Source organism: Paenibacillus sp. Y951 (assembly GCF_056786395.1).
Map to the genome: position 1 here is coordinate 50,401 of NZ_JBXCIY010000009.1, position 25,660 is coordinate 76,060.

Genomic DNA, 25,660 nt, shown 5'->3' on the forward strand with positions numbered 1-25,660 from the left:
ATGAATAACTTTCTAATTTTAGATTGCACACTCCGTGATGGTGGATACATCAATGATTGGAATTTTGGACGACGTAATACTATGAGTATTCTATCGAGATTGACGCGATCTAATATCGATATTATTGAGTGTGGTTTTTTGGAAGATGGGGAGTATAACGCAGAATGTAGCTTCTTTAACGATGTGAGTCAGATTGAAGCATTGCTTCCGATCGAACATGGTAATACTCAATATGTCGCTATGACTCGATATGGTTTTCTTGATTTGAATCAACTAAAGCCATATGATGGAAAGTCTATTAACGGGATTAGAGTAACTTTTCATGAAGATGAAGTTAAGGAAGCTATTACGTATTGCCAACAGATCCAAGAAAAGGGCTATAAGGTATATGTTCAACCGGTAGGAACGACTAGCTATTCGGATAAATACTTGCTAGAACTTATTGAACTAGTTAATGTACTCGAGCCATTCGCTTTTTATATTGTGGATACATTAGGTTTGATGAGGAAAAATGATGTACTTCGTATGTTCTATCTACTAGATAATAATTTAGATCAAGAAATTATTATTGGTTTTCATTCACACAATAACCTACAACTTTCGTTTTCGAATGCGCAAACGCTGGTAGATGTACATACAAAGAGAACTATTATTGTTGACTCGTCGGTATATGGCATGGGCAGGGGCGCTGGTAATCTCAATACAGAGTTGATTACACAGCATCTTAATGTGGTGAAGAATGCTCAATATAAGACGGATTATTTACTTGAAATCGTCGATGAAACGATAAGTCCGCTACTAGAAAAGTATACTTGGGGTTATTCTGTTCCTTATTATCTGGCGGCGATTAATAACTGTCATCCTAACTATGCGTCGTACTTAATGAATAGAAAGACACTACCTGTCAAATCTATTAGCACAATACTAAATAATATCGCGAAAGATAAACGCGAATTATTTAGTGTGGAATATATTTCAGAGCTTTATATGCAATATCAACAACATTTTATCGATGACTCTAACGATATTGAGCAATTAGGCAACATGATTAATGGTAGAAACATTTTGGTAGTTGCTCCTGGTCCAAGTGTGAGGGGAAATATTGATCAAATATCTTCCTATATTGAAGAGAAGAAGCCACTTATTATTTCTGTTAACTTCGATGGAAATGGGATAAGTCCTGATCTCTACTTCTTTAGTAACGCTAAGCGTTTCCAAAGATTTATTGAAGATAAAGCGCATGATCAAAGTTCTATGAAGACGATCGTTACGTCAAATATTAAGACTAATGCATCAAACTATAAATATGGTGTTAATTATAGTGACTACTTAAATGCGCAGCCGCTTGTTAACGATAATGCGACATTAATGTTGATTTCCCTGTTAAATAAATTAAATGTAAATAGAATTGATATTGCAGGCTTTGATGGCTTCCAATCGGATACTTCTCATAATTATTATGAAACTAATCTGGAGACAAGCTTAGACAATGAAACTTTTACTGCGATGAACGAGCAGATTGCTGAGGTTGTCTATGAGTTCTCAGGTATGCTTGAATTGAGCTTTGTAACGGATTCTCTATATAAGAAACTATAGAAGTGTAAATTGGAGGTAAACACTGTCATGATTGAGATTCAGCGCTTTCTAAACGAGGTATGTGATCTAATCATTGATCATTTACCCCAGATTGAGGCTACACGATATGAGATTACAATGAAAGAAGATGGAACTCCGGTTACTTCTTCAGATATATATATTGAGCAACTAGTTCATGGTTATATTCAATTGAAACTACCTAATGTTGTATTTATTGGAGAGGAATCATTTGATTTCTCTTCTGTTTCGACAGAGGGATATGTCGTTGTATTAGATCCGATTGATGGAACGGAAAATTTCTGTTCTGGTCTAATGGAATGGGGCGTATCATTTGGTTTATGGCAAGGAACGAATTTTCTAGGAAGTTTTTTATTAATGCCTGAACTTAATATTAGACTTGTAACTGGAGATAAAATACAAACGGTTCAATCACGACTTACAGGCACATCATCTTCCATGTCCCAAGGTATTATCGATATTATGAGCGAACCCGGCGAATACAGAATGATGGGCTGTGCTGTCTATAATTTATACAATGTTATTAGAGGTTCATTCCGTAGATTTGTTAATCCGAAAGGTGCCTATGTATGGGATCTGATGCCAGGGATGATGCTTGCTTTAGAACATGGATGCACCGTTTGGGTTGAAGGTGAGAAATTCGCAGGTGAATTTCTAGATCCAAGTCGTAAATATCGGATTGATATAAGTAGATAGATTGCAGAACTAATCGATAATTTTTATCAATTGGAGGGCACCCAAATGAAAGGCATAATCCTAGCTGGAGGGACAGGCTCACGCCTCTACCCACTAACCAAAGTAACTAACAAACACCTTCTGCCCGTTGGCAAGTATCCGATGATCTTTCATTCGATTGCTAAGCTTCAAGAAGCTGGACTTGAAGATATTCTTATTATTACAGGTAAGGAGCATATGGGGGATGTCGTGAGTCTACTTGGCAGTGGACGGGATTTTGGGATGTCCTTCACCTACAAAGTTCAGGATGAGGCAGGCGGTATTGCACAAGCGCTTGGCATGGCTGAACATTTTGTAGGCGATGATCAAATGGTTGTTTTACTAGGGGATAATGTTTTTAAAGATAGTATTGCCGATTATGTTGCTGACTTTGGGCAGCAGACGAGCGGAGCTAAGCTACTTATTCAGCAGGTTCATGATCCTGAGCGCTATGGAGTGGCTAAGCTAAGTGGTGATCGTATTATTTCGATCGAGGAAAAGCCTAAGCTGCCTCAGTCGAGTTATGCCGTAACAGGCATCTATATGTTTGATAGCCGTGTGTTCGATATTATTCGTACATTGCAGCCCTCACAGCGTGGCGAGCTTGAAATTACTGATGTTAATAATGCCTACATTGCTACGAACGAGCTAAGCTATACTATTCTTGATGGTTGGTGGACGGACGCAGGTACTCATGCTTCTTATAGTAAAGCGAATGAGCTTGCACAATCCATACAATACGGCGAGCAATTCGGCAAGCTTAAGCTATAGAAAGTAGGATAGAACAATGAAGGTATTAACAACAAAACTACTTGGAATAAAACTTATTGAACCAGTTATACATGGCGACAATCGCGGCTTCTTTATGGAAAGCTATAATCAGGAAACATTCAACAAACATGGTATCTATACTGTTTTCGTACAGGACAATCATTCATTATCCGCTGAAGCAGGTGTATTAAGAGGGCTACACTACCAGCTTAATCCAGCTGCACAGACGAAGTTGATTCGTGTCATTTCCGGGGAAATTATTGATGTTGTTGTCGATATTCGTAGAAACTCTCCTACTTTCGGTCAATGGGAGGGTTTTGTACTATCAGCTAGTAACAAACGTCAGCTCTTCATTCCTCAAGGCTTCGCACATGGCTTCTGTACGCTTGTGCCGAATTGTGAAGTGCAATATAAGGTTGATAGCTACTATTCGCCAGAACATGATCGAGGCATAGCGTGGGATGATGCTGCGCTTCATATTGATTGGCCAACGTCAACTCCAATTCTTTCGGAAAAGGATCGTAATCATCCTCTACTGGCAGAAGCGGAATTAAACTTTGAATATGAAGGGTGAGTCCAACAATATGAAATTACTGGTTACTGGCGGTGCTGGTTTTATAGGCAGCAATTTTGTTCACTATATGCTGGAGAAATATCCGCAATATACGATTATTAATGTAGATGCATTAACTTACGCTGGCAATTTGGAAAATTTGCGTTCTATTGAAGGGAATGCTCAACATACCTTTGTTAAAGCGGATATTGCTGAGCGCTCGCAACTAGAGCCATTGTTCGCTCAAGGTATTGATGCCGTAATTAACTTTGCTGCGGAATCTCATGTTGATCGCAGTATTTTGGATCCTGGTATATTTGTACGCACAAATGTTGTTGGTACACAGACTTTGCTTGATCTAACGAAGCAATATCATGTTGTGAAATACGTTCAAGTGTCTACGGACGAAGTATATGGAACGCTTGGTGAGACAGGCTTGTTTACGGAAGAAACACCATTAGCACCTAATAGTCCATACTCTGCGAGTAAAGCGGGGGCGGATTTGCTTGTACGTGCCTATCACGAGACTTTCGGCCTCGATGTGAATATTACTCGTTGTTCCAATAATTATGGTCCATTCCAATTTCCTGAGAAGCTAATTCCGCTAATTATTCACAATGCATTGAATGATAAGCAGCTTCCTGTATATGGTGATGGCTTAAATGTTAGAGACTGGCTATATGTCGAGGATCATTGCAGTGCGATTGATCTTGTTCTGCATAAAGGTGTCAGCGGCGAGGTCTATAATGTAGGTGGACGGAACGAGCGTAATAATTTGCAGGTTATTCGTACGATATTAGAGGAGCTTGGCAAGCCTGAATCCCTTATTACTTATGTAACGGATCGTCTTGGACATGATCGTCGTTATGCGATTGATGCGGATAAAATTCGTAGAGAGCTTGGCTGGGAGCCGAAATTCAACTATGAGACAGGTATTCGTGAAACGGTTCGTTGGTATTTGGATCATTTACAATGGACTGAGCAAGTAGTAAGCGGTGCTTACCAAAGCTATTACGATGAGCAGTATGAAGAACGGTTAGGGGTCAAAGATGATGAGTGATAAGCTAACGATTGTTGTAACGGGCGCGAATGGACAGCTTGGCCGTGAGTTAGTATTATTTGAACATACAGCCTTCAACATCATTGGTCTGAGTCGCAATGAGCTCGATATTACAGATCTAGCAGCTTGCCGTCAAGCTATGGATGAATATAAGCCGTTTGCGGTTATTCATTGCGGGGCCTATACAGCTGTAGATAAAGCCGAGTCCGAACAGGATGAGGCTTTTCGTGTGAATAGAGATGGTACGAGTAATATTGCACTGGCGTCGCATGAAATAGGGGCTAAGCTCATTTATATAAGTACGGACTATGTGTTTGATGGGAAGGGTAATACGCCATATATTGAGTCGGATGCTGTAAGTCCGACAACAGTCTACGGTAGCTCTAAGCTTGCAGGTGAACAAGCGGTTCAAGCGATTCATCCCCATTCTTTCATCGTTCGAACGTCATGGGTGTATGGTCAATATGGCAATAACTTTGTGAAAACGATGCTGTCTCTAGCCCAGCAGCGCAAAGTATTGAAGGTTGTTGCCGATCAGATCGGCTCGCCGACTTATACTTATGATCTCGCTCGATTTTTATTGCAGCTTGTTGAGACTGATCGTTACGGTATATATCATGCATCTAATGCGGGCTCATGCTCATGGTATGATTTTGCTACAGCAATATTTGCAGAAAGTGGCGCTGATGTTCAAGTTGAAGCTTGTACGACAGATGAATTTCCAAGACCAGCCCCACGACCTACCTACTCGGTTATCGAGCATCGCAATATGGCGTTGAACGGTTTTGAGCCGATGAGACATTGGCAAGACGCTTTACGTGATTTTTTGAGTAAATAATATTGAAGATAAAGCCGACTTTTTGAATAACCCCAATTCCAATAAAGATTCAAAAAGTGGGCTTTCAGAATCGAGAAGATGGAGCGCTACTTGAGAAAGGCGGAAGCGCAAGTGTACATTAATACGTACACGCGAACCGTACTTTCCAAGTTCGCTTCATATTCGATGCCGAATAAGATACGTTAGCATAATCTTCGTTATCAAAGCCGACTTTTTGAATAACCTCTCGAAAGGATGATCGAAATGGCTACAGTTAGCGTCTGCATAGTTACCTATAATAGCGCGGAGGATATTTCTTCGTGTCTTGATGCCGTTATGCTGCAGTCGCAGCCTATTCAATCTATCATCGTAGTCGATAACGCTTCCTCAGATCATTCCGTAACGCTTGTGCAGCAACGGATGAACGAAGGAACACCAATAGTATTATATGTGAATACAATTAACAATGGGTTCGCTGGTGGACAAAATCAAGCGATTGCCGCAACGAGCTCGGATTATGTACTCGTATTAAATCCAGACGTTGTACTAGATTCCGATTATATTGTTCATTTGGTCAATAGATTAGAGGGTGATGCGCATGCTGGAAGCGCGACAGGGCTATTAATGCTCAAGTCTGATCCTTCTATTGTTGACAGCACTGGTCTGCATATGGGGTCGAGTCGTCATGCGATAGACCGTGGTGCAGGTCAGCCTGTAGACAAGTGGCTTGAGCCAGAGGAAGTGTTCGGAGTCTCTGGAGCAGCTGCTCTATATTCAAGACGAATGATTGACGACATCATGCTGGAAGGCGAGTTTTTTGACGAACAGTTTTTCGCTTACAAGGAAGATGTGGATGTGGCATGGCGAGCTAGATTGCTAGACTGGTCCTCCCATTATGTTCCTGCGGCGACAGCGGTTCATGCTCGTGGTTGGCAGAAAGAGGGACGCCGCTTTATTTCGTTATTTGTGCGACAGCATTCCTATGTAAATCAGCTATTTATGATCATGAAAAATGAACAGCCTGGCTGGCATTTAGTTAAAGTAATGCCCAATATCGTCGTGCGAGAGCTTTCCAAGCTACTTTATATTTTACTGCGAGAGCGCGAATTGCTAGGTAGTTGGAAACTAGTAGCTAAGGCCTATCCTAGTATGATGAACAAGCGCAAACTATTATTAAGTAAAATTAATGAAAGGAAGCAGAATTGGTAGAAATATGGTATTCATATCTTTGTCACCTATGCTAGAATGTAGTTAAAGATCAAGTTCGAAAATTGGACTTATAGATCGAAAATAGTAGAATTCAGGTGATTTATTAGCTATGATACGACAAAATCAACGATTCCTTACGCAATTATATATTTTAGCGGACTTGTTATGCTCACTAGTGGTATTTTTACTAGCTTATTGGCTGCGATTTAAGTCGGGCTTATTTGAATATACTCATGTACTGCCGTTTACTACTTATTTGATATGGGGAACGGTCTATTCCTTTGCGACTGTTGTGACGGGCTTCTATCTACAATTCTATTCTCCAAAGCGGCGTAAAAATTATTCCTATGATCTTCTGAAAATATTACAAATTCATACGATTAGTTTACTCGGTTTACTCGGTTTGCTTTACTTTGCAAAGGAAGCGAATATTTCGCGAGAATTCATCGTTATTTTCTATAGTCTCAATGTACTCTGCTCGGTTATTTATCGTTATATCGTTAAAAAGGTACTGTTTTCGCTTCGCCGAAAAGGATTTAATAAACGCTTCGTGCTTATTCTTGGTGCAGGTACAGTTGGACGTCGATTCTATCGAAACCTACAAAAGTACCCTGAGATTGGGTATGAGGCCGTTGGATTTCTCGATGATTTTCATAAGCAGCATGAGGGAGAGTCTAGCAATATTAAGCCTATTCTCGGTAGGCTCGATGACTTAGAGCGAATGCTTAAGAAGCATCCAGTAGATGAAGTGATTATCGCTCTGCCACTTGATGCCCATCTTAAGCTGCCCAAGGTTATTGAAGTATGTGAACAGGCTGGAGTTAAGACGCTTATTATTCCAGACTACTTTGACTTGCTTCCGGCGCGTCCTTTCTTCGATAATTTTGCAGGTATTCCGTTAATTAACGTACGTGATGTTCCACTAGATGAGCTGAGTAATCGCGTGCTAAAAAGAGCTTTTGATATCGTCTTTTCGATTGTCGCTATTATTGTATCGTCCCCAGTTATGTTACTTGCTGTCATCGGAATTAAGCTGACTGCTCCAGGTCCAATTATTTTTAAGCAGGAGCGTATGGGACTTGATCGCAAGACATTCCATATGTATAAGTTCCGCTCGATGCGCATATCTACCGAAAAGGTATCGGATACGCAGTGGACTGTTGAAAATGATCCGCGTCGCACCAAATTCGGAGGCTTCCTTCGCCGCACAAATATTGATGAACTACCTCAATTTTTCAATGTACTGCTCGGACATATGAGCGTTGTTGGTCCACGTCCAGAGCGGCCTTATTTCGTCAATCAGTTTCGTGAAGATGTCCCGAAATATATGATTAAGCATCAGGTTCGTCCTGGTATTACAGGTTGGGCGCAAACGAATGGCTTACGAGGTGATACTTCGATTGAGGATCGGATTACGCACGATATTTTCTACATTGAAAACTGGTCGTTCTTCTTTGATGTGAAGATTATTGCCATGACAGCATTCAAAGGAAAGGTTAATCACAATGCATATTAATGATGATAGACAATCTGCTAAGGAACAACATGCTAACGGAAAATCTGTAAATGTATCGGTTATTATACCGACCTTGAATGCTGGTGACTCATTCGGCATGCTGTTAAAGCTGCTTAAGCAACAAACCGTTCAACCCTATGAGCTTATTATTATCGATTCCTGCTCTGATGATGCAACGATTCAGTTAGCTGAAGCTGCAGGAGCGAAGGTGTTAACGGTGCAGCGTGCTGAATTTGACCATGGTGGTACTCGTAATATTGCTGCGGAAGCTACTTCGGGAAATATTTTATTATTTATGACGCAAGATGTTATTCCAGTGAATGGTCGGATGATTGAGCAGCTTATTCAGCCGTTACTAGGTGAAAGTGCCTATGATGGGGTAGCATATACCTACGCTAGGCAGATTGCAGAGGCTAATGGTAATATATTAGAGCAGCTAGCTAGGAGGAACAATTACCCACCTGAATCGGCTGTACAATGCTACGATGATATTGAACGACTTGGAATTAAGACGTTTTTCTGCTCGAACGCAAGCTCAGCTATTCGCCGCGATGTGTTTCAGCAGATGGGTGGCTTTCAATCTCCAGTTATATTTAATGAAGATATGTTCATGGCAGCACGCTGTGTTCTAAGTGGAATGAAGGTCGCTTATTGCGCGGATGCACAAGTATATCATACTCATAATTATACAGTTAAACAGCAATTGAAGCGTTTCTTTGATAACGGTGTATCGATGCGCTGTAATGCGTGGATACTACCCTATGCATCAACATCGAAAGCTGGCTCAAAGCTGGTTAGAGAGCAATTGAAAGGGCTACGCGATGCAAGGAAATTGCGGTTTATTCCGCAGCTTATCGCTGAATCAGCGGCAAAGTTGATTGGCTATAAGCTGGGCATGAACTACCACCGATTACCTAATAAGTTTTGTCGTCGTATAAGTATGCATCGCTTAATTTGGGATCAAATTGAGCAGGGAAATTTGCATGTAACCTCTCCTATTACTATAGGAGAACATGCTAAATCGAAGTCGAGTTAAAGATATATTAAATAGTGTGGAAATCGACCGTAGCTTGTTCTAATTGAACAGGATACGGTCGATTTGTTATTTTCGTATAACCAATATAATTAAAAAATATTCATATAAAAAATAATAAGTAAAGATGAAAAATCAGATTATCTACCCATAATTGTAATTTATTATGAAAATAGTTCCAAATACCCTGTTTTTTAAATGGTAATAACTATAACATATAACGGTATGTGCAAGTTTTGGATATTATTTTAGAGAGAAAATTTAGGAGGATATTATGAAATTTTTAAAACTTAGTTTCAGCTTATTATTATGTTTGACATTGTTTGCAAGTCCTGTATTTGCTACGGAAGAACAGCCTTATCTGGAGTGGATTGAGGGTGGAACGACTGTTCAAGTAGGAGACCTATCTTCACTTAATGTGGATGAATCACTTCTATATCTCGATAAAGTGGATACGGAAGCACTACAACAATATTTCGGAAACAATTTATACGGCACTGAACTAGGAAGTGTTTTTCCTGCTAGCGAAGAGGAAAGCTGGTATGTACTATTTGAATATGAAGAAGTCGGATATATATCGGACAAAGAAAAAAGTAAAATCGATGCAAAAAAGCTTTTGAAAAGCTACAAACAAGGTACTGAGGAAAGCAATGAGGGCCGCCCTGAAGAAGAACATTTGCATGTAATAGATTGGCATACTAAGCCTTATTATAATGATGCTGACAACACGCTAATATGGGCATTGCTAGCTGAAGATTTTTACGGGAATTCAATTATTAACTATAACGTAAGAATTTTGACTAGAGAAGGATATGTATCTGTGCTACTCATTACAGATATGTCGACATTAGATCAAGATATTAATACGCTAGAAACATTAATTTTACCAAATTATACGTTGAATGAAGGCTCACGCTATGAGGATCATGATCCTGCGACAGACAAAATTTCTGAGCTAGGATTAACCGGACTAATTCTTGGCGGTGCTGGTTTAGTTGCTGCGAAGAAGGCAGGACTTCTAATTACAGCAGGATTATTACTGAAGAAGTTTTGGTTTGTGCTATTTGCAATTCCAGTAGCAATTTGGAACTGGATCAGAAGACGTAAAGCAACAGCAAATGATTCATCTGCAAACGAGCAAGATTCGGTAGATAATACTACAGATCACAATTCGAGATAGCTCTTGAGCTATGAATAAAAAGTGGTGCGTCCAATGACGCACCGCTTTTTTTTTGCGTGATAGAAAGTTATTAAATAATATATAAATTTTATAAATTAGATATAAAGCGAACTAATAATATAAGTGACTAGATTATACTTATTTTGTTAAAAATGATGTAATATAGAAAGTGAAAATATTTTATTAGTTACGAGTTGTAATCGGCTCACCCAATTTTTCCACTTGAGTAGCTAATTGTTAGGGAGAGAAAGCAATGAGAAGGCTGTTCACTGTTGAATTCATCTATATTATCGTTGCGGCTAGTATCTCGATATGGCTGCTCTTTACGGGTACATTTATTGGAGTTGCTGATAATGGAGATTTCCTGCGCATTATGGGAACGGCGGGATTGAACTATTATGATGCTTTAGAATCCTATGAGGATCGTTTTTTCTCATATGCGCATGCTAACTTTGCTTATGACACCTTTTTTCGGGGATTCTACCCATCTACGCAAATTGTTCTTGTCGTTATGGCGCGCTATATTAGTCTAATATTCAATGGCTCAGCATTCGATATTCGCTTTCTTGGCGCAATCTATGTTGTGCTGTTATTAACTGCGGGTTTTTTACTTATTAAGTACAATAAAGGGAAATCACTAATAACAGCTAGTGTGATAGCTATATTAATGCTGCTCATTTTCACTGATATCGGATATTTAGCATATTTTAATTCCTTGTATGGAGAACCAGTTTCTTATGTATTTCTACTACTAACGCTCGCTCTTGGGCTTGTTTTGACGAAGCAGAAGAATCCTACTAAGCGGATGCTGGTACTCTTTTATACTGCTATTTTATTTCTAGTTTGCTCGAAAACTCAAAATGCGCCAATTGGTATTGCCTTTGCGCTCCTCGGACTTCGCTATGCTTGGATGAAGGCTGATGATATACGCTGGCGTAAGCTTGCTTTAATATTATCTGCGGCGACTTTTTTAATTTCCATTGTTATGTATGTAGCTGCACCGAAAGATTTCAAGAATATTAATATGTATCAAACGGTGTTTTTTGGTATTTTGAATGGTTCACCTAATATCGAAGGGGATCTGCAAGCATTAGGGCTACCAAGTAGATTGTCCGTGCTGGCAGGCACGAATTACTTTCAGACAGATACAGCCATTAAGCAGGATGACCCGACACTGACAGCAGATTTTTATGATCGGATATCGCATGCTGATGTACTGCTATTCTATATGAAGCATCCAGCTCGATTGCTAAGCAAAATGGAGTATGCTGCAGAGAATGGAATGAATATCCGGGCTTATTACTTAGGCAATTATGAGAAATCAGAAGGTAAGCCAGCTGGCTCAATATCATTTGATTACAGTATATGGAGCGAATTTAAAAGGAATTACATTCCAAATTCGATGTGGTTTATTACGCTATTCTTTATCTTATATTATGCGGTTGCGGTCTACGAATGGCTGAGGTGTAATCATATACCTGCTCGGATTAGAGTAGAGATATTTATACTGCTTGGTCTGATAGCGATTTTCAGCTTTCTTATCCCAATTATCGGCGATGGACAGGCTGATCTCAGTAAGCATCTGTTTCTATTCAATGTAGCTTTCGATATGATGCTGGCATCAGCAGTTGTTTGGCTTGTACATCGGTTTTGTTCTAGGAGGAACGATTACAGCTACTAGCTACAATAATAGCCCTCATTTAGAAGTCAATGGGGGCGTGTTATGTGTGTGGTAGGTTAGACAGACAATAAGTAAATCAGTGGACAGAAACATGGAGTATTGATCACAAGACTGAGGAGAATGAAATATCGACATGGATAGTAGGGGAAGGTGATGAAAAGAGTGGTTGAGGAAAGCGAGGTGGTTACATAGCTAATGCTTCGTTGGTTATTTTCTCGATATCAACATGACATTTCGAGCCTTCACTGACGAGATCAGGTAGTATGTTCTGTAGAAAGTATTGAACACAATGTAGTTTAATCTGCTTTATTTTAATTAATGCGCTACTATACATGACGATAAATTCTTTTTCTGTATTGCCTCGCTGTAGCTCTGTGAAGGCTTCGTAGATCTGATCAAGCTTATCGGCAACCTCTAAAATTAGTCCTTCTACCGAATCATCTTTACCTTCGCGCAATTGTCTACGGAATATAGGCTTAAAATCCTCAGGAATATGCTCATCAATGAAATGCTCGACCATTCCTTCTTCAACCTTTTGCAGCATAGCACGTAGTTCTAATGAATAGTGCTTAACGGGTGTTTTAATATCACCGATAAATATTTCTCCGTAATCATGACTACTGGTAATTTCGTATAGCTTCTTCCAATCTACTGTAACTCCATTGCTTTCTTCGATATCAGCCAATGTTTTGGCATATTGTACAACCTTCCAGGAATGAGCGGATACGCTATGCTCCTCAAATTTGAATTTACCTGGACAACGAATAATACGTTCTAGATCATTGAGTGATTGAAAATACGTATGAATACCCATATGCTGAGTCCCTTTCTATACTGCTTGTTATAAATGATGCTCTACAGACAGTATAGATCTCGATTGTTATTGGATGATTAACTTTAAATTAAAGTTTCTGGGGAATGTTAAGTAGATATTAAGTTGAAGTAATTAATTACATTAATAACTAAATGAATTACAGGCGAAGTTCCATCGACAAATATACAATGTAAACGTTATACTAGATATATGCAGTAATCATGTCAAGCTTACATTGATTTCACTCACCAAGAGGGGGAAAACGGTATGTTTAACAAGATCTTAGTTGCCATTGATAGCTCTAATATGAGTAAGAAAGTGTTACAAATTGCACAACAATTTGCGAATGAACAGCATGCTAGCGTTACGTTAATGCATGTAGGACGAGAGTTTATGCTTCCACAAGGTGTTGTAGTAACAGATATTGCTACTGTGAAGAAAGAAATGCGTCAAATTGGTATTGATATGCTCAATGATGCCAAAAAGGATCTTGCTAAGCAAGGATTAGAAGTGGAGACGTATTATACTGAAGGTAGTGCGCCACGTCTCATTGTAAGCTATGCGACGCAGGAACAATTTGATATCATTATCATTGGTAGTCGAGGGCTTGGAAATATTAAAGAAATGATGCTCGGTAGTGTTAGTCATAAAGTATCCAAATTAAGCACATGTCCCGTTCTGATTGTGAAATAGATGTTGACCGACTGTAGGCAGACTAGAAGGTATTCTAGCTTGCCTACAGTTTTTTTGTTCGAGTTAGTGTTCTTGCGTTAGTAGTGGTAGGTGGTCATAAATTATTATGATATGCGATTAACATCGGAGCGATATGTAGCCGAAAGAAATCCAATGGTGATAACCCCTTTTTACGCTGCTCGCGAGTCAACACGATGACACTATTGAGCGTTGGAACGATAATGATAAATTGTCCTCCGAATCCCCGAGCGTAATAGTAATGAAGATCTGCGGCAGTAGATGCATCGGTTGTATCGATGGCGGGAATGTAGTCCGTCCACCAATGCCAACCGTAGCAGCCATGTTCAGGTGGGGTTACGGCAATGGCAGGCGCAATAGAAAGATCGATCAATTTCTCTGAAATAATGACTTCATTATTCCAAACTCCACGTTGTAAATAGAGTAATCCAAACTTCAGCATATCGTTGGCACAAAGCTGTAAGCCATACCCACCTGTATGAATCCCTTGCGGGTCGCTTTTCCATTCATACTGCTTGATACCTAATGGACCGAACAGATGAAGATCGGCATATTGTGAAACGCTTTGTCCCGTTGATTGAACAAGTATGGCCGCTAGTAGCTGTGACACACCAGAATTGTACAACATAACAGATCCAGGCTCGTCCGACATAGGCTGCTGGAGCACGAAATCGATCCAATCGGCAGAGCGAGTCATTTTCGGAAACGAATTAATGCCTCCGAATTCCGTCCAATTCAAGCCTGCTGTTAGCGTTAATAAATGTTGTAAAGTAATGTTTTGTTTCCGCTTATCGTGTTCATCGTGCAGCTGTGGGAAGAATTGCGTAATGCGTGTATCAGATGAAGGAAGTAAGCCTTGATCCATAGCAATGCAAATAAGTGCGGAAAGCACACTTTTCGTGCAGGAGTTAACTGGCATAAGCTTGGAGGAGGCTTCATCAAGTTTTTCATAATGGTATAGAATGTCTCCATTGTAATGAATAATACAACTGCTAACGTCATATGGCTTTATTTCTTGTGATAGTGTGGTGATATTCATATAATTAAATCTCCTAGTAATTTCGTATTGTAGATACTTCTGTAATCATAGCAGAAAACGGTTTGTTATTATAATGTGCCAGCACTCACGTAACTATTATAGTACGTGAGCGCTTCGGCAACGGGCTTTACTTTGTTCGTCCATATTGCTTAGCATAGGCGAGCACCCGATAATAAAGTGTATGGTCACTCAACGTTTTTAAGGGAGCAATTTGAGGACGTGTATTTATCTCGAGAATCCAAGGGTAACCTGTGTCATCTAATGCTACATCAAGTGCTAACTCTTTGAAATCATTATAATAACGATCAAAATGCTCACCCGTGCTAACACCAATGTTGTGTAATAGGATGTTGATATGTTCTGTAGTAGTCGAATCAAATCCTGCTCCTAGCATAGTTTCGTGAAAAAAAGCTAGTTTCCCACCTTGATGATAATTAGTAACTATTTTCCCGGATTGTCCAATTTTTACTGAAACAGCAGAACTCACCCAACTACCTCTATTTGTTTTTTGGACCATAATTCTGACATCGAAAGGATTGTTGTTGAGAGTAGTTAGATTGATTCCTTTCTGTAGTAAAAATGATTGCTTATTAGCAAATAAGAATAGATATTGAAATAAAAGTTCTGGTGTGGAAAAATGTAATTTAATTAGATTGTATTGAGTACGATAGCCATTTTCATCGATATCAATTCTAATAATCCGTGATCCTCCAGTCCCTTCGGTTGGTTTGAAATATACGGGAGAGTATAAGGATACCATTAAGTCTAGATTTGATTTGTTGAACAGCATAGTATGTGGAACATATTTACTTAATTCTCGATGCTCTAATAACCAATTTGTTTTAATCCATTTACTTTTAATTGTTCTACTTTTATATGTCATATTCTAATCCTCCCCCTCACTAATATTCATATGTATAGAGGAGAAGGCCTGTCACCATGTTTGTCCATGTTATGTGTGCGATTACTATAAATTTTATTCTAGAAAAATTATGGTTGATAGTTACAGTGTTTACATTGACAATGATTTTACATTTCGCTATACTGTCTGTAATCTAATAGATTTTATACGTTGAAAGAGCGCAGTAGCAACCTTGTCCATGTTACAGAAAGCTAAGGGGGATGGAACTTAGCACATACAAGGCATGTGAATTACACTCTGGAGTATCTTGGGTAATGCCAAGCGGAGTAAGCGAACGATATTTCGCTTAGAGTGGCACGAATGATGCTTTATAGATTATTGTGCAATTTGGGTGGTAACACGGTTAATTCAATCGTCCCTATGTCTATCACAGACAAGGGGCGATTTTTTGTTTTTTAAATTCGCTTATAAAGCTAATGGCGATGAGTTTGCGGTAGTATGTTATGAATAGAATAATACGAGGGAGCTGTTAAAAATGAACATTATTGATGAATTAGAATGGCGCGAAGCGATTAACCAACAGACGGATGCAGAAGGCTTACGTGAATTAACGAAAACAAAGGCAGTATCGCTTTATTGTGGTGTAGACCCGACCGGCGATAGTATGCATATTGGTCATTTGATTCCATTTATGATGCTGAAAAGATTTCAATTAGCAGGGCATCGTCCAGTCATATTAATTGGTGGCGCAACAGGCACAATTGGTGATCCAAGTGGTCGTCAGGCAGAGCGTTCGTTACAAACATTAGAGGAAGTGCAAGCGAATGTGGAAGCATTAACTGCGCAGATGAAAAAATTGTTTGTAACAGAGGGCGATAATCAAGTTCGCATGGTTAATAACTACGATTGGACACATAAAATTAATGTCATTGATTTTTTACGTGATTACGGAAAAAACTTCAGCATTAATACGATGCTGGCGAAGGATGTTGTATCAAGCAGACTAGATAGCGGGATCTCATTCACAGAATTTGCTTACCAAATTCTGCAATCACTTGATTATTTGCATCTATTCCAGCATGAAGATGTTCAGCTGCAAATTGGCGGTTCAGACCAATGGGGTAACATTACGAGCGGACTTGATTTAATTCGTAAAAAAGAAGGATCTGAAGCGAAGGCATTCGGTCTGACGATTCCATTAATGCTGAAGGCTGATGGTACGAAATTCGGTAAATCAGCAGGTGGAGCAATTTGGCTTGATCCCAATAAAACGACGCCATTCGAATTCTACCAGTTCTGGGCTAATACAGATGATCGTGATGTTGTGAAATATTTGAAATACTTCACGTTCTTAGATAAAGAGACTGTTGAAACATTAGCAGAAAAAGTTCAAACTGAGCCTCATAAGCGTGAAGCACAAAAAGCATTAGCAGAAGAAATGACGAAGTTCGTTCATAGTGAAGAGATGCTAGAGCAAGCTAAGCGAATTACGGCAGCGTTGTTCAGTGGAGATATTCGTTCATTAACAGCAGATGAAATCGAGCAAGGCTTTAAGGAAATGCCAACGTTCACAGTAGATAAAGAATCCAAAAATATTATCGATTGGTTAGTTGATATTGGTATCGAACCGTCTAAACGTCAAGCTCGTGAAGATATTACTAACGGTGCTATTTCGCTGAATGGTGAGAAGGTTGCCGATGTAGAATTTACGGTAACGGCTGATCATGCCATTGGTGGACGCTTTATTATTATTCGTAAAGGTAAGAAAAATTATAGCCTTGTGAAATTGACATAAACGTATTAGTAAACATAGCATGGGACAAGATAAAGTGAGCCTACTCTCTTTTTAGAGAGGAAAGGCTCACTTTAGATTGAAATATATATGAAATAGCAGCATTTCAACCTTATCTTCCATTTACATGGTATAATGAATAGTATTCATCATGAATAGAAATGAGAGGGCGCGAATATGCAGGTGTTTGAGGACTGGAATCAGAAATTAAAGAGCACGTTCAATGAGACAAGCAAAGAAGACGTATTAACGGTTATGGAGGCAGGTAAAATACTAGGCCTATCCAAAGATCACATGAAGTTGTATGTGGAAAAAAACCGCATAACGAAAATTCCAATTGCAAGAAGCGTACATCGCTATCTGCTCTTGAAAAGTGAGATCGAGCAAATTGCTCAATCGAATAAATTTACGAAATAAATAAATGGGTTTGCTTAGCGTGATGTAGAGTTTCACAGCTATCGTATGCATCTACCCTGATCAACCCTATCTGCATAAGGATGGGGTATTTAGGTGTTTGCTGCTTAATGACTATAGAATGTATACAAAGTATCATTTTTTAGAATCAAGCTAGAGTAATAAACATATAGTGTCTATTGTGGATCTTCTGATCCGATGCAAAAAAAAGGGCTATTGGATCAAATCCAATAGCCCTTTGCTATTACAGATTCCAGATGCGATACAAGATGACAGCTGCCTCAGCGCGAGTGAGCTGATCGTTCGGAGCAATCTTTCCGTTTTTGCTCTCAATGATGCCTAGCTCGACGAGAACGGCAGCACTATTCTTCGCGTAGTTGGAAATAGTTGAAGCGTCAGAATAGTTGCTTAAGGAAGCAGAGCTGTTTGTTTTACCTTTGCCGGCTTCTTCTAGCGCACGTGTTGTCAGTACCATCATATCTTGACGGGATATATTATTGCCTGGCTTAAACGAGTTATCGCCAAAGCCAATTGCAATTCCTAATTCCTTAGCGACCGCCAATTCCTCATAATAATAAGCGTTTACCGGCACATCGCTGAACATCGCAGCATCGCTACCGTTGCCTTGCAGCTCCAGCGCTCTCATAAGAAGTGCGATAAAGTCCGCTCTTGAAATGGAAGAAGCAGGGGAGAAGCTGTTATTGTCAGTGTCTTTAATAATATCGCGTGCGGCCATTGCTTCTATTGCTTGCTTGGCCCAAGGTACCGTTTGAAGATCAATGAACGTATTGTTCACGTATGCTATTGCATAGGTGCTAAAGTGTGTAGTTTGGAACACAACCGATTTAGTTGCCGCATCATAGCGTCCGTTCTTTATCACTGTCAAATTACCTGTGTCATCGATATGCCAAACGACAATCTGATCCGGGTTTTGCAGTTCTGTCGCCGAAGGCGTGTAAGGAAGGGATACCGTTACAGGCGCGTTCGAATTGTTCCAAGCAACGACTTTATCGCCGATCAAAATTTCTAGATTAATGACAGGTTTATCGCCGATTTGCTCGCGAACTTCATTGCTGAGTTCAGCAGTTGAAGCTTTACTTAAGCGGACAGACACGAATTCGGAGTTGCCGACATTCGTATTGGATAGCGTGTTGCCCGGAAGATCAATGTTACCGTACTCTGTCTTGATCGAGATTACGTTCGTACCGAAATCTTTCAAGTGCGAAGTAGGAAATTGCACTTCATAGGAAGTCGCGCCTGCTTGTGCTGGGATGTCTACAGTCACTTGTTTCTTGCCTTGTGCATTTACTGAAGCTTGTTCCAGAGCTTCATTCAAGCTGTTATTGGAGATGCTTGCCACCGCTACTCCGTCTTTCACTTGTACAATAGGTTTTATCGTATTCGCTCCGTTATCTTGATCGATAACAGGCTCACTCGGTATGTCCACGTCTGGGGTGGATGGCCGAGTAGGTGTAGGAGCTTTAGTTAGAGTCAGTTCTCCCCAATTTTCGGTTGAATTGTAGCCATTAGCTTTAAGATCACTCCAGACAGTGAGGTTTCTTGAGCCATCAGCTGAAATATCATTAATCTGTACGTCAAAGCCGACTACGTTACCCGCCTCGGGGGTGATGGCACGGAACGGTATCTTCATTTCCACGATATAACCGCTATCGACTATTTTCACTGAAGATTCGAATCCTTCGCTCATGTCACTTGATTTAAAGGACTCGTTGCCCTCGTAGCTTACCCGGTATTGCCCATCGCCGATAATGTAATCCGTGCCCTTGTGCATGGATTCGCTCAGAAATACTTCAACGGAATCCTGTAGATGTGCCGCCTCGGCCGAATTGTTAAGATCGGAATCGGCTACATTAACATAAATATACAAGAATTGATTATCCCACAGCGTTCTGACTTCTGCGGTTGCGCCTTGTTCCGTCTGGCCATTCGGTTTTGTGTTTGCGTTAATCACAGGCGACTTTTCCCAAATTTTATCTTTTTCACCGTCAATTACGGCAGTGCCGGCCACGGCATTCGCTACCGGGATTTCTTGTGGTACGGTTACGGACAGAGGGTGTTCGAGTAGATATCCCTCAGGGTCAATGACCGCGTAGTAAGCCGGTTTGGCTGCATACAGTCTGTCGAAGAGCAGTGGGTGACCGGCGCCACGCCAGCTTATCAGGTCAGTTGTGCCCCAAATGGTGACGCGCTCAATAGATGCAGCGTATTTGTTATAGATTTGGAATAGCTGCGCATACAGCTGTGCTTGCTTGACTTTCTCTGCCTCAGAGAGCGGAGTAGTTCGCTCTTCATAATCGCTAGCTGGAATATCAAGCTCGGAAACAGTAACTTTTGCACCTGTTTCGATAAAGCGCTTGATCGCATTCTCTACAGTCTCAATATTTAGGGAGTTGATGTTGTAATGGGACTGCATACCGATCCCTTCGATCAACAGACGGTCAGAATCAGTATTTCGGTCGTCTGATTTCCACTTCTCATTAAGATCCTCGACCATTGCTGCAATCGCTTCGCGCTTGGTCTGTTGTTCTTCATTGTAGTCATTATAGTAAAGAATAGCGTCTGGGTCGATTAGGCGCGTTTGTACGAACGCTTCGTAGATATAGTCCGCGCCGCTCTCGTCCTCGGCTGTATTTGCCCCGTTAGCATAAGCTAAATACCAAGGGGAGTTTTTACGCAAGTTATCTTTCCAGTCGCCGTTGAAGATGCCGCCATCGGCAAAGATTTCGTTGGCAACATCCCAGGAAATGACCTTGCCGGCGTAGTGCCCAGCTACATTTTCAATAAAATCTATTAGGTTTGCTTCGGCCTCTACGCGAGGGAGTGGTGCACCGTCCGCGGTTTTAGTCAGCCAGTCAGCCGATTGCGAATGCCAGATAAGCGTATGTCCATGAACCGCAATCTCGTTTTCTAATGCCCAGTCTACTAGCTTATCTGCGTTAGTGTAGTTGTATACTCCCTTTGATGGGCTCATATACTGAGGCTTCATATCGTTTTCGGCTGTTATCACGTTGTAATGAAGTTTAATCATATCAGCGAATTCAGGATTCGTGATCTGATTGGGTGAAATAGCATTACCTATTAAGAATTTGTTAGTATATGCCTCATGCAATGAGTCAAGGGTAAGATCCCATTCAGGTACTTCGATAGTCTGTTGCTCGGATGATGTGATGATGATATTGTCTACATAAAAGGAAACATTTTTGGCAACATCGTTTGTTGCAATGCGGAACAATGGTGGAAAAGCCGGATCCGCAGGTTCAGCTTCAAGCTTCGCAATGTTGTCAGCCGTAAAGGCAACCTTGTATTCAAGGTCAAATTTTCCTGTAATCAAGGAAGCTTTAGATAACTCTTGATATTGATTGTACGGTCCCCAGGGATTAGGATTGCTGAAAACGAATTGTGAACTTCCTGGCACAGTCACATCGCTGCCTACATGTCCGCTTACCGTGAACGTATACTCCATCCCTTCGATTAAGCCAAGCGATTGTAATCTGATGTCTACGCCTTGCCAATTACCGGTTCTCTCTGACACATAAATAGACTTACCATCTCCTTGTGTTGCAATGGTGGGTGTACCGCCGCTGCTTTGAAGATAGTCCGTCCCAGCAAACGTAGAGTCTACTGCAGCTCCGCTTATGCCAGTATCCGCCTGCATTTCATAAACGTCGTTCGCAGAGGGAATAGAGGGAGCAGAAGCTGCTTTAGTTACGATGATGTTGTCTACATAAAAAGGAACTTCTTTGCCATTATCGTCTGTTTGAACGCGGAAATACGAGTCGTTCGCAAGCTCCGCGATATCGGAGTCAGAGAAGGTTACCTTATATTCAAGCTCAAAATCACCTGTTGTTAAGGATTTATTGACTAGCCATTGGTAATTGTCGAACTTACCGAAAGCGTTAGGATTGCTTACAACGATTTGTGAACTGCTCGGCACAGTCACATCGTTGTCCACATGTCCGCTTAACGTAAACGTATACTCAACGTCTGCAGTCAAGGGAAGCGCTTGCAATTTTACGTCCACTCCGTTGTAATCGTTGGTTCTATCGGAAAAATAAATCGATTTTCCGTCGTTATACGCCGCAATAGATCGTGTACCGCCGCTGTTTTGAAGATTGTTTGTCCAAGTGAACTCAGAGTCTACTTCAGCTTCACTTATGCCAGCATCCTCTTGCATTTCATAAACTACGTTCGTTTCTGTAGCTGCCTCCGAAATTGGTGCAAGCATTACTTGCGGAATGATTAATGCAGCTGCCAGTATCGACATCAACATTTTTTTGAAGCGTTTACTCATTGTGTTGATTCCCCCTCTAAAATTTTAATTTTTAAAGCGCTTATAGTATGGAAAGAAGGGTCTATATTCTTCCCATATCCTTCATAGTACCGCGTTAATGAAAGCGCTAACACCTGAAAATCTATAGAGTTTACTAAAGAAATTAAATATGAATGAATACAATCTGGAATAAGGATGAAATTATCAAAATAATCTAACAAAAATGAACCCATCTCTAAAAGAGTGGATTCATTTTTGTTGTTTTTATTATTGCTTCAAGACAAGATCTATTGTTGATTCTGTGAGTTCTTATTGTTTCACACAAGGGATTGAAGTATGTATTAAGATGTTATAAAAGTGCATACTAATGTTAATAACTGGACATCATTACTTAGAACAATATCGAATATTGATGACTTAGGAAGTAATGGTGATACGGTCAACAACTCACAACTAAAGTTGCGAGCTTGTAACTGCCCGGAAGTGAGAACGGCTATGAAGGCCTCCTTCCTTAAGATGGCGTTACTTTAGGCAGGCCGACAGCTGCCCGATTGCATAGGTATACCTATACAACCACTTCAGCAATGTACTTCATTCCAATACGCTGAAGATTCATCGCAGCGATCCGATCATCATTCGATCGATAGCTGCATGCCTTGCAATTAAAGGAATGCTTCTTTTTGTCTCGGTTGGCCCGCTCTTTATGCTCACATTTCGGACAGGTCTGCGAAGTATAGCGGGGATCAACCGCAATCACCTGCGAACGTAGGAGCGTAGCTTTGTAGTTTATCATCTGTCTTAACTGGTAAAAGGACCAGGATACTATCTCATATCGATGCTGAAGTCGGACGGTTTCTGTGGACCCGCGAATACCCGTTAAGTCTTCTAGGACAAATAACGTGCCTGAACCATAGCGGTGAACGAGTGCCTTAGAAATCTGATGATTATGATCCATCATCCAGCGGTGTTCTCGATCTCCGATTCTTTTCAGCTTTCTACGTGCGGAAGGCGTACCCACTTGCTGCAAGGCTTTACGTAACTGCTTGTACCGTGACCGCTTATCCTTCATCACTCTGCCGTTGTAGAAGGTACATTGCCCATCGGTATCATAGCTGGTAGCAGTGAAATTGATGCCCAGATCCACGCCAACGACTTGATGGATACTTGCCGTGGAAACTTCCTCCATCTCCTTGGTCATTGGAATATGCAAGAAGAACTTTCCACGCCGAACTACAAGTTTGGCGGTACCAAACACCCAAGAGCCATCGAAGTAGATGTCCATTCCTTTCCGAACATAGGGAACCTTGATCCGACCTGTTAAGGTGTTGATTGAGAACATCTGCTGACTTAGTGAATAGTCACGATGCCAGACCAGATCATATTCGGGCTTTTTAAACTGAACTTGTGTCCAGGGATGATGGTTACTGTTTAGTGACTTATAACGAGCAACAACGGTCTTGAGCACAGATTGCGCCATCTGAGAGCGAAGCAAATAGGTCTGGCGCAGATGACGATAGCGTTGCTGATGCAAAAAAATCGTAGACGTCTTTTTGGACTCGAACACAAGCTGAGAAGTATCGTTACAAGCATCACGATAAGCGCGTACGGTCTGAAGCAGTTGCTCTGCCTGCTCAGTTGTAGGCAAGATCTTGATTTTGGCGGTAAGCGTCAGCTTATTCACGTTTAGAATCACCTCGTATGATCAGGGTAAGGAGCTCAGATACACAACATAATAAGTTTGTTTTATTCTTATTATACCAAACGTACGTTCGAGATTGTGGTTTTTTTATTCGATTGTAGAAAATGATTAAAAATACTTTGAAGGGAGGAAAGGATTCGATGGCAGTGTCGATGATGGGAGAACGCGTCAATACCTCTCACGACTGAAGTCACGAGTGTCCTTTACGCTCTTATGAAAAAAATCTCTAATGTGTTTTGGATTACACTTGTTTTAGTAGGTGCCGCAGTTTTATATGGAGCGCTAGCATCAGAAAGTTTTGAAGTAATAACGAGTGCGATGAAACATTACATAACTAATTCCTTTGGTTGGTATTATTTACTATTTGTTTCGTGTATCGTATTGTTCTGTCTATTCTTTATTGTAAGTCCAATGGGACAAATCACCTTAGGAAAACCCGATGAACAACCTGAATATTCAAGAATTAGTTGGTTTGCGATGTTGTTTTCTACAGGAATGGGTATTGGGTTAGTGTTCTGGGGAGCTGCAGAACCACTTTCGCATTTTGCGATTAATCCTCCTACTGAGCAGCCAGGCACAGATGCTGCCTTTCGTGAAGCGATGCGTTATACCTTTTTTCATTGGGGAATTCATGCGTGGGCAATCTATGCGATTGTTGCGATGTCACTTGCTTATTTTCAATTTCGCAAAGGCGAACCTGGCTTAATTTCTGCAACGTTAAGACCACTCTTCGGTGACCGGATTAACGGGGGAATTGGCACGGTTATTAATGTACTAGCAGTATTTACGACAGTTATTGGTGTTGCAACGACATTGGGCTTTGGTGCCATTCAAATCAACGGAGGATTGTCATTTGTATTCGATATTCCTATCCGAATATCTGTGCAAATCATTATTATTATCGTCGTGACGGTGCTCTTTATTATCTCTGCTTGGTCAGGAATCGGTAAAGGAATTAAATATTTATCGAACGCTAATATGATACTAGCGATAGCATTGCTGATCTTAGTCATCTTTTTGGGACCGACTGTTATGATTATGGATACATTTACAGATACGATTGGTTCTTATTTGCAAAATCTCCCTCGTATGAGTTTCAGAGCAGCTCCATTAGATAATGAAGATAGACAATGGATTAATAATTGGACGATATTTTATTGGGCATGGTGGTTATCCTGGTCGCCTTTCGTTGGGATTTTCATTGCAAGAGTGTCCCGTGGCAGAACGATTCGAGAGTTTCTAACAGGGGTATTATTACTTCCAACCTTAATTAGTTTCATCTGGTTTTCAGTGTTTGGCACGACAGCGATTAATATTCAACGTAGTGGAGTAGATCTTACACATTTATTAACAGAAGAATTACTGTTTGGGGTCTTTCAACAGATGCCGATGTCAATGTTATTATCGATATTTGCGATTTTACTAATTGCGATTTTCTTTATTACATCTGCAGATTCGGCGACTTTTGTACTTGGCATGCAGACGACGAATGGTTCATTACATCCGCCTAATATAGTGAAATTAACATGGGGTATCGCACAAGCAGGGATAGCTATCATATTGCTGTCTGCTAATGGACTGACTGCACTTCAAAATGCATTAATTATTACTGCTTTTCCATTTTCACTAGTCATTATTCTCATGATGATCTCCTTATATAAAGAATTGAATAAGGAGCGTAAAGAAATGGGATTGATGGTAAGACCATATACTACTGAGGAAATAGAGCAAATAAGCGAATCGGAGTAGTTCAATATACTCAAGGTTTCTTTAGAGACAATAATAACCTCATCGGGGTGCAGATGGGGTTATTGTTTGTTTACAGCATTTCACGCTGCATGGAAAAGGTTCTGATGAGAACAATATGTATCAATTGGTAGAACCGCTGTG

Annotated in this window: 20 protein-coding genes and 1 other annotated feature; of the genes, 15 read left to right on the top strand and 5 right to left on the bottom strand. The window is 40.5% G+C overall.

The genetic code is table 11. From position 1 onward, the window contains the following. The 11 genes from AC1TPB_RS14255 (at position 1) to wsfD (ending at position 12,148) form a co-directional block, all read left to right on the top strand. Positions 1 to 1,596, top strand: coding sequence for an aldolase catalytic domain-containing protein (locus AC1TPB_RS14255; protein WP_482077115.1), 1,596 nt, complete (start codon positions 1 to 3; stop codon positions 1,594 to 1,596). A 27-nt stretch (positions 1,597 to 1,623) separates the two neighbouring features. Further along, entirely contained in the window at positions 1,624 to 2,310 is a 687-nt protein-coding gene (locus AC1TPB_RS14260) for an inositol monophosphatase family protein (RefSeq protein WP_482077116.1), read from the top strand. 45 nt (positions 2,311 to 2,355) lie between these two features. Next, positions 2,356 to 3,099 carry a sugar phosphate nucleotidyltransferase gene (locus tag AC1TPB_RS14265; RefSeq protein ID WP_482077117.1) on the top strand — a complete coding sequence of 248 codons (744 nt, stop codon included), beginning with the start codon at positions 2,356 to 2,358 and terminating at the stop codon, positions 3,097 to 3,099. A 16-nt stretch (positions 3,100 to 3,115) separates the two neighbouring features. Then, positions 3,116 to 3,673 (top strand): dTDP-4-dehydrorhamnose 3,5-epimerase, encoded by a 558-nt coding sequence (gene rfbC / locus AC1TPB_RS14270; protein ID WP_482077118.1) that lies wholly within the window; start codon positions 3,116 to 3,118, stop codon positions 3,671 to 3,673. Between the two features lie 10 nt (positions 3,674 to 3,683). Continuing rightward, positions 3,684 to 4,712, top strand: a complete 1,029-nt coding sequence (gene rfbB / locus AC1TPB_RS14275) for a dTDP-glucose 4,6-dehydratase (RefSeq protein ID WP_482077119.1) — start codon at positions 3,684 to 3,686, stop codon at positions 4,710 to 4,712. Continuing rightward, on the top strand, positions 4,702 to 5,550 hold the full coding sequence (rfbD, locus tag AC1TPB_RS14280; protein ID WP_482077120.1) for a dTDP-4-dehydrorhamnose reductase: 849 nt from the start codon (positions 4,702 to 4,704) through the stop codon (positions 5,548 to 5,550). Before rfbB ends, rfbD begins: the two co-directional genes overlap by 11 nt. A gap of 243 nt (positions 5,551 to 5,793) precedes the next feature. Next, on the top strand, positions 5,794 to 6,738 hold the full coding sequence (locus AC1TPB_RS14285; RefSeq protein WP_482077121.1) for a glycosyltransferase family 2 protein: 945 nt from the start codon (positions 5,794 to 5,796) through the stop codon (positions 6,736 to 6,738). A 109-nt stretch (positions 6,739 to 6,847) separates the two neighbouring features. Further along, a complete protein-coding gene (locus AC1TPB_RS14290) occupies positions 6,848 to 8,254 on the top strand; it encodes an undecaprenyl-phosphate glucose phosphotransferase (protein ID WP_482077122.1) in 1,407 nt (468 codons plus the stop codon). Next, positions 8,244 to 9,290, top strand: coding sequence for a glycosyltransferase family 2 protein (locus AC1TPB_RS14295; RefSeq protein WP_482077123.1), 1,047 nt, complete (start codon positions 8,244 to 8,246; stop codon positions 9,288 to 9,290). The genes AC1TPB_RS14290 and AC1TPB_RS14295 overlap by 11 nt, the downstream gene beginning before the upstream one ends. Positions 9,291 to 9,561: 271 nt before the next feature. After that, a complete protein-coding gene (locus AC1TPB_RS14300; protein ID WP_482077124.1) occupies positions 9,562 to 10,467 on the top strand; it encodes a DUF2167 domain-containing protein in 906 nt (301 codons plus the stop codon). A 253-nt stretch (positions 10,468 to 10,720) separates the two neighbouring features. Continuing rightward, positions 10,721 to 12,148, top strand: coding sequence for a glycan biosynthesis hexose transferase WsfD (gene wsfD / locus AC1TPB_RS14305; RefSeq protein ID WP_482077125.1), 1,428 nt, complete (start codon positions 10,721 to 10,723; stop codon positions 12,146 to 12,148). Between the two features lie 184 nt (positions 12,149 to 12,332). On the opposite strand, the gene AC1TPB_RS14310 is transcribed toward wsfD, so the two are convergent. After that, positions 12,333 to 12,962 carry a YfbR-like 5'-deoxynucleotidase gene (locus AC1TPB_RS14310; protein WP_482061908.1) on the bottom strand — a complete coding sequence of 210 codons (630 nt, stop codon included), beginning with the start codon at positions 12,960 to 12,962 and terminating at the stop codon, positions 12,333 to 12,335. Positions 12,963 to 13,229: 267 nt separating this feature from the next. On the opposite strand from AC1TPB_RS14310, the gene AC1TPB_RS14315 reads away from it, so the two are divergent. Beyond that, entirely contained in the window at positions 13,230 to 13,655 is a 426-nt protein-coding gene (locus AC1TPB_RS14315) for a universal stress protein (RefSeq protein WP_482077126.1), read from the top strand. A 94-nt stretch (positions 13,656 to 13,749) separates the two neighbouring features. On the opposite strand, the gene AC1TPB_RS14320 is transcribed toward AC1TPB_RS14315, so the two are convergent. Continuing rightward, positions 13,750 to 14,712, bottom strand: coding sequence for a serine hydrolase domain-containing protein (locus AC1TPB_RS14320; RefSeq protein WP_482077127.1), 963 nt, complete (start codon positions 14,710 to 14,712; stop codon positions 13,750 to 13,752). A 127-nt stretch (positions 14,713 to 14,839) separates the two neighbouring features. Next, entirely contained in the window at positions 14,840 to 15,595 is a 756-nt protein-coding gene (locus tag AC1TPB_RS14325) for a YheC/YheD family protein (protein ID WP_482077128.1), read from the bottom strand. 180 nt (positions 15,596 to 15,775) lie between these two features. Further along, positions 15,776 to 15,997, top strand: a binding site (T-box leader). A 112-nt stretch (positions 15,998 to 16,109) separates the two neighbouring features. Here AC1TPB_RS14325 and tyrS point away from each other — a divergent pair. Beyond that, a complete protein-coding gene (gene tyrS / locus AC1TPB_RS14330) occupies positions 16,110 to 17,369 on the top strand; it encodes a tyrosine--tRNA ligase (RefSeq protein ID WP_482077129.1) in 1,260 nt (419 codons plus the stop codon). A gap of 174 nt (positions 17,370 to 17,543) precedes the next feature. Further along, complete coding sequence (locus AC1TPB_RS14335) at positions 17,544 to 17,783, top strand: DNA-binding protein (RefSeq protein WP_482061912.1); 240 nt, start codon at positions 17,544 to 17,546, stop codon at positions 17,781 to 17,783. Positions 17,784 to 18,024: 241 nt separating this feature from the next. Here AC1TPB_RS14335 and AC1TPB_RS14340 read toward each other — a convergent pair whose 3' ends face one another. Then, complete coding sequence (locus AC1TPB_RS14340) at positions 18,025 to 22,092, bottom strand: endo-1,4-beta-xylanase (protein WP_482077130.1); 4,068 nt, start codon at positions 22,090 to 22,092, stop codon at positions 18,025 to 18,027. A gap of 544 nt (positions 22,093 to 22,636) precedes the next feature. Beyond that, on the bottom strand, positions 22,637 to 23,752 hold the full coding sequence (locus AC1TPB_RS14345) for an RNA-guided endonuclease InsQ/TnpB family protein (RefSeq protein WP_482077131.1): 1,116 nt from the start codon (positions 23,750 to 23,752) through the stop codon (positions 22,637 to 22,639). Between the two features lie 231 nt (positions 23,753 to 23,983). On the opposite strand from AC1TPB_RS14345, the gene AC1TPB_RS14350 reads away from it, so the two are divergent. Continuing rightward, positions 23,984 to 25,519: a glycine betaine uptake BCCT transporter gene (locus tag AC1TPB_RS14350; protein ID WP_482077132.1), complete on the top strand. Its 1,536-nt coding sequence runs from the start codon at positions 23,984 to 23,986 to the stop codon at positions 25,517 to 25,519. The last annotated feature ends 141 nt before the right edge of the window (positions 25,520 to 25,660 follow it).

What these genes read in the sequence shown, in the direction of transcription:
- wsfD (WP_482077125.1), top strand. Translation starts at nt 10,721, where the DNA reads ATGAGAAGGCTGTTCACTGTTGAATTCATCTATATTATCGTTGCGGCT.
- rfbD (WP_482077120.1), top strand. Translation starts at nt 4,702, where the DNA reads ATGATGAGTGATAAGCTAACGATTGTTGTAACGGGCGCGAATGGACAG.
- AC1TPB_RS14320 (WP_482077127.1), bottom strand. Translation starts at nt 14,712, where the DNA reads ATGAATATCACCACACTATCACAAGAAATAAAGCCATATGACGTTAGC.
- AC1TPB_RS14315 (WP_482077126.1), top strand. Translation starts at nt 13,230, where the DNA reads ATGTTTAACAAGATCTTAGTTGCCATTGATAGCTCTAATATGAGTAAG.
- rfbB (WP_482077119.1), top strand. Translation starts at nt 3,684, where the DNA reads ATGAAATTACTGGTTACTGGCGGTGCTGGTTTTATAGGCAGCAATTTT.
- AC1TPB_RS14350 (WP_482077132.1), top strand. Translation starts at nt 23,984, where the DNA reads ATGAAAAAAATCTCTAATGTGTTTTGGATTACACTTGTTTTAGTAGGT.
- AC1TPB_RS14340 (WP_482077130.1), bottom strand. Translation starts at nt 22,092, where the DNA reads ATGAGTAAACGCTTCAAAAAAATGTTGATGTCGATACTGGCAGCTGCA.
- AC1TPB_RS14285 (WP_482077121.1), top strand. Translation starts at nt 5,794, where the DNA reads ATGGCTACAGTTAGCGTCTGCATAGTTACCTATAATAGCGCGGAGGAT.
- AC1TPB_RS14310 (WP_482061908.1), bottom strand. Translation starts at nt 12,962, where the DNA reads ATGGGTATTCATACGTATTTTCAATCACTCAATGATCTAGAACGTATT.
- tyrS (WP_482077129.1), top strand. Translation starts at nt 16,110, where the DNA reads ATGAACATTATTGATGAATTAGAATGGCGCGAAGCGATTAACCAACAG.
- AC1TPB_RS14300 (WP_482077124.1), top strand. Translation starts at nt 9,562, where the DNA reads ATGAAATTTTTAAAACTTAGTTTCAGCTTATTATTATGTTTGACATTG.
- rfbC (WP_482077118.1), top strand. Translation starts at nt 3,116, where the DNA reads ATGAAGGTATTAACAACAAAACTACTTGGAATAAAACTTATTGAACCA.
- AC1TPB_RS14290 (WP_482077122.1), top strand. Translation starts at nt 6,848, where the DNA reads ATGATACGACAAAATCAACGATTCCTTACGCAATTATATATTTTAGCG.
- AC1TPB_RS14255 (WP_482077115.1), top strand. Translation starts at nt 1, where the DNA reads ATGAATAACTTTCTAATTTTAGATTGCACACTCCGTGATGGTGGATAC.
- AC1TPB_RS14265 (WP_482077117.1), top strand. Translation starts at nt 2,356, where the DNA reads ATGAAAGGCATAATCCTAGCTGGAGGGACAGGCTCACGCCTCTACCCA.
- AC1TPB_RS14325 (WP_482077128.1), bottom strand. Translation starts at nt 15,595, where the DNA reads ATGACATATAAAAGTAGAACAATTAAAAGTAAATGGATTAAAACAAAT.
- AC1TPB_RS14295 (WP_482077123.1), top strand. Translation starts at nt 8,244, where the DNA reads ATGCATATTAATGATGATAGACAATCTGCTAAGGAACAACATGCTAAC.
- AC1TPB_RS14335 (WP_482061912.1), top strand. Translation starts at nt 17,544, where the DNA reads ATGCAGGTGTTTGAGGACTGGAATCAGAAATTAAAGAGCACGTTCAAT.
- AC1TPB_RS14260 (WP_482077116.1), top strand. Translation starts at nt 1,624, where the DNA reads ATGATTGAGATTCAGCGCTTTCTAAACGAGGTATGTGATCTAATCATT.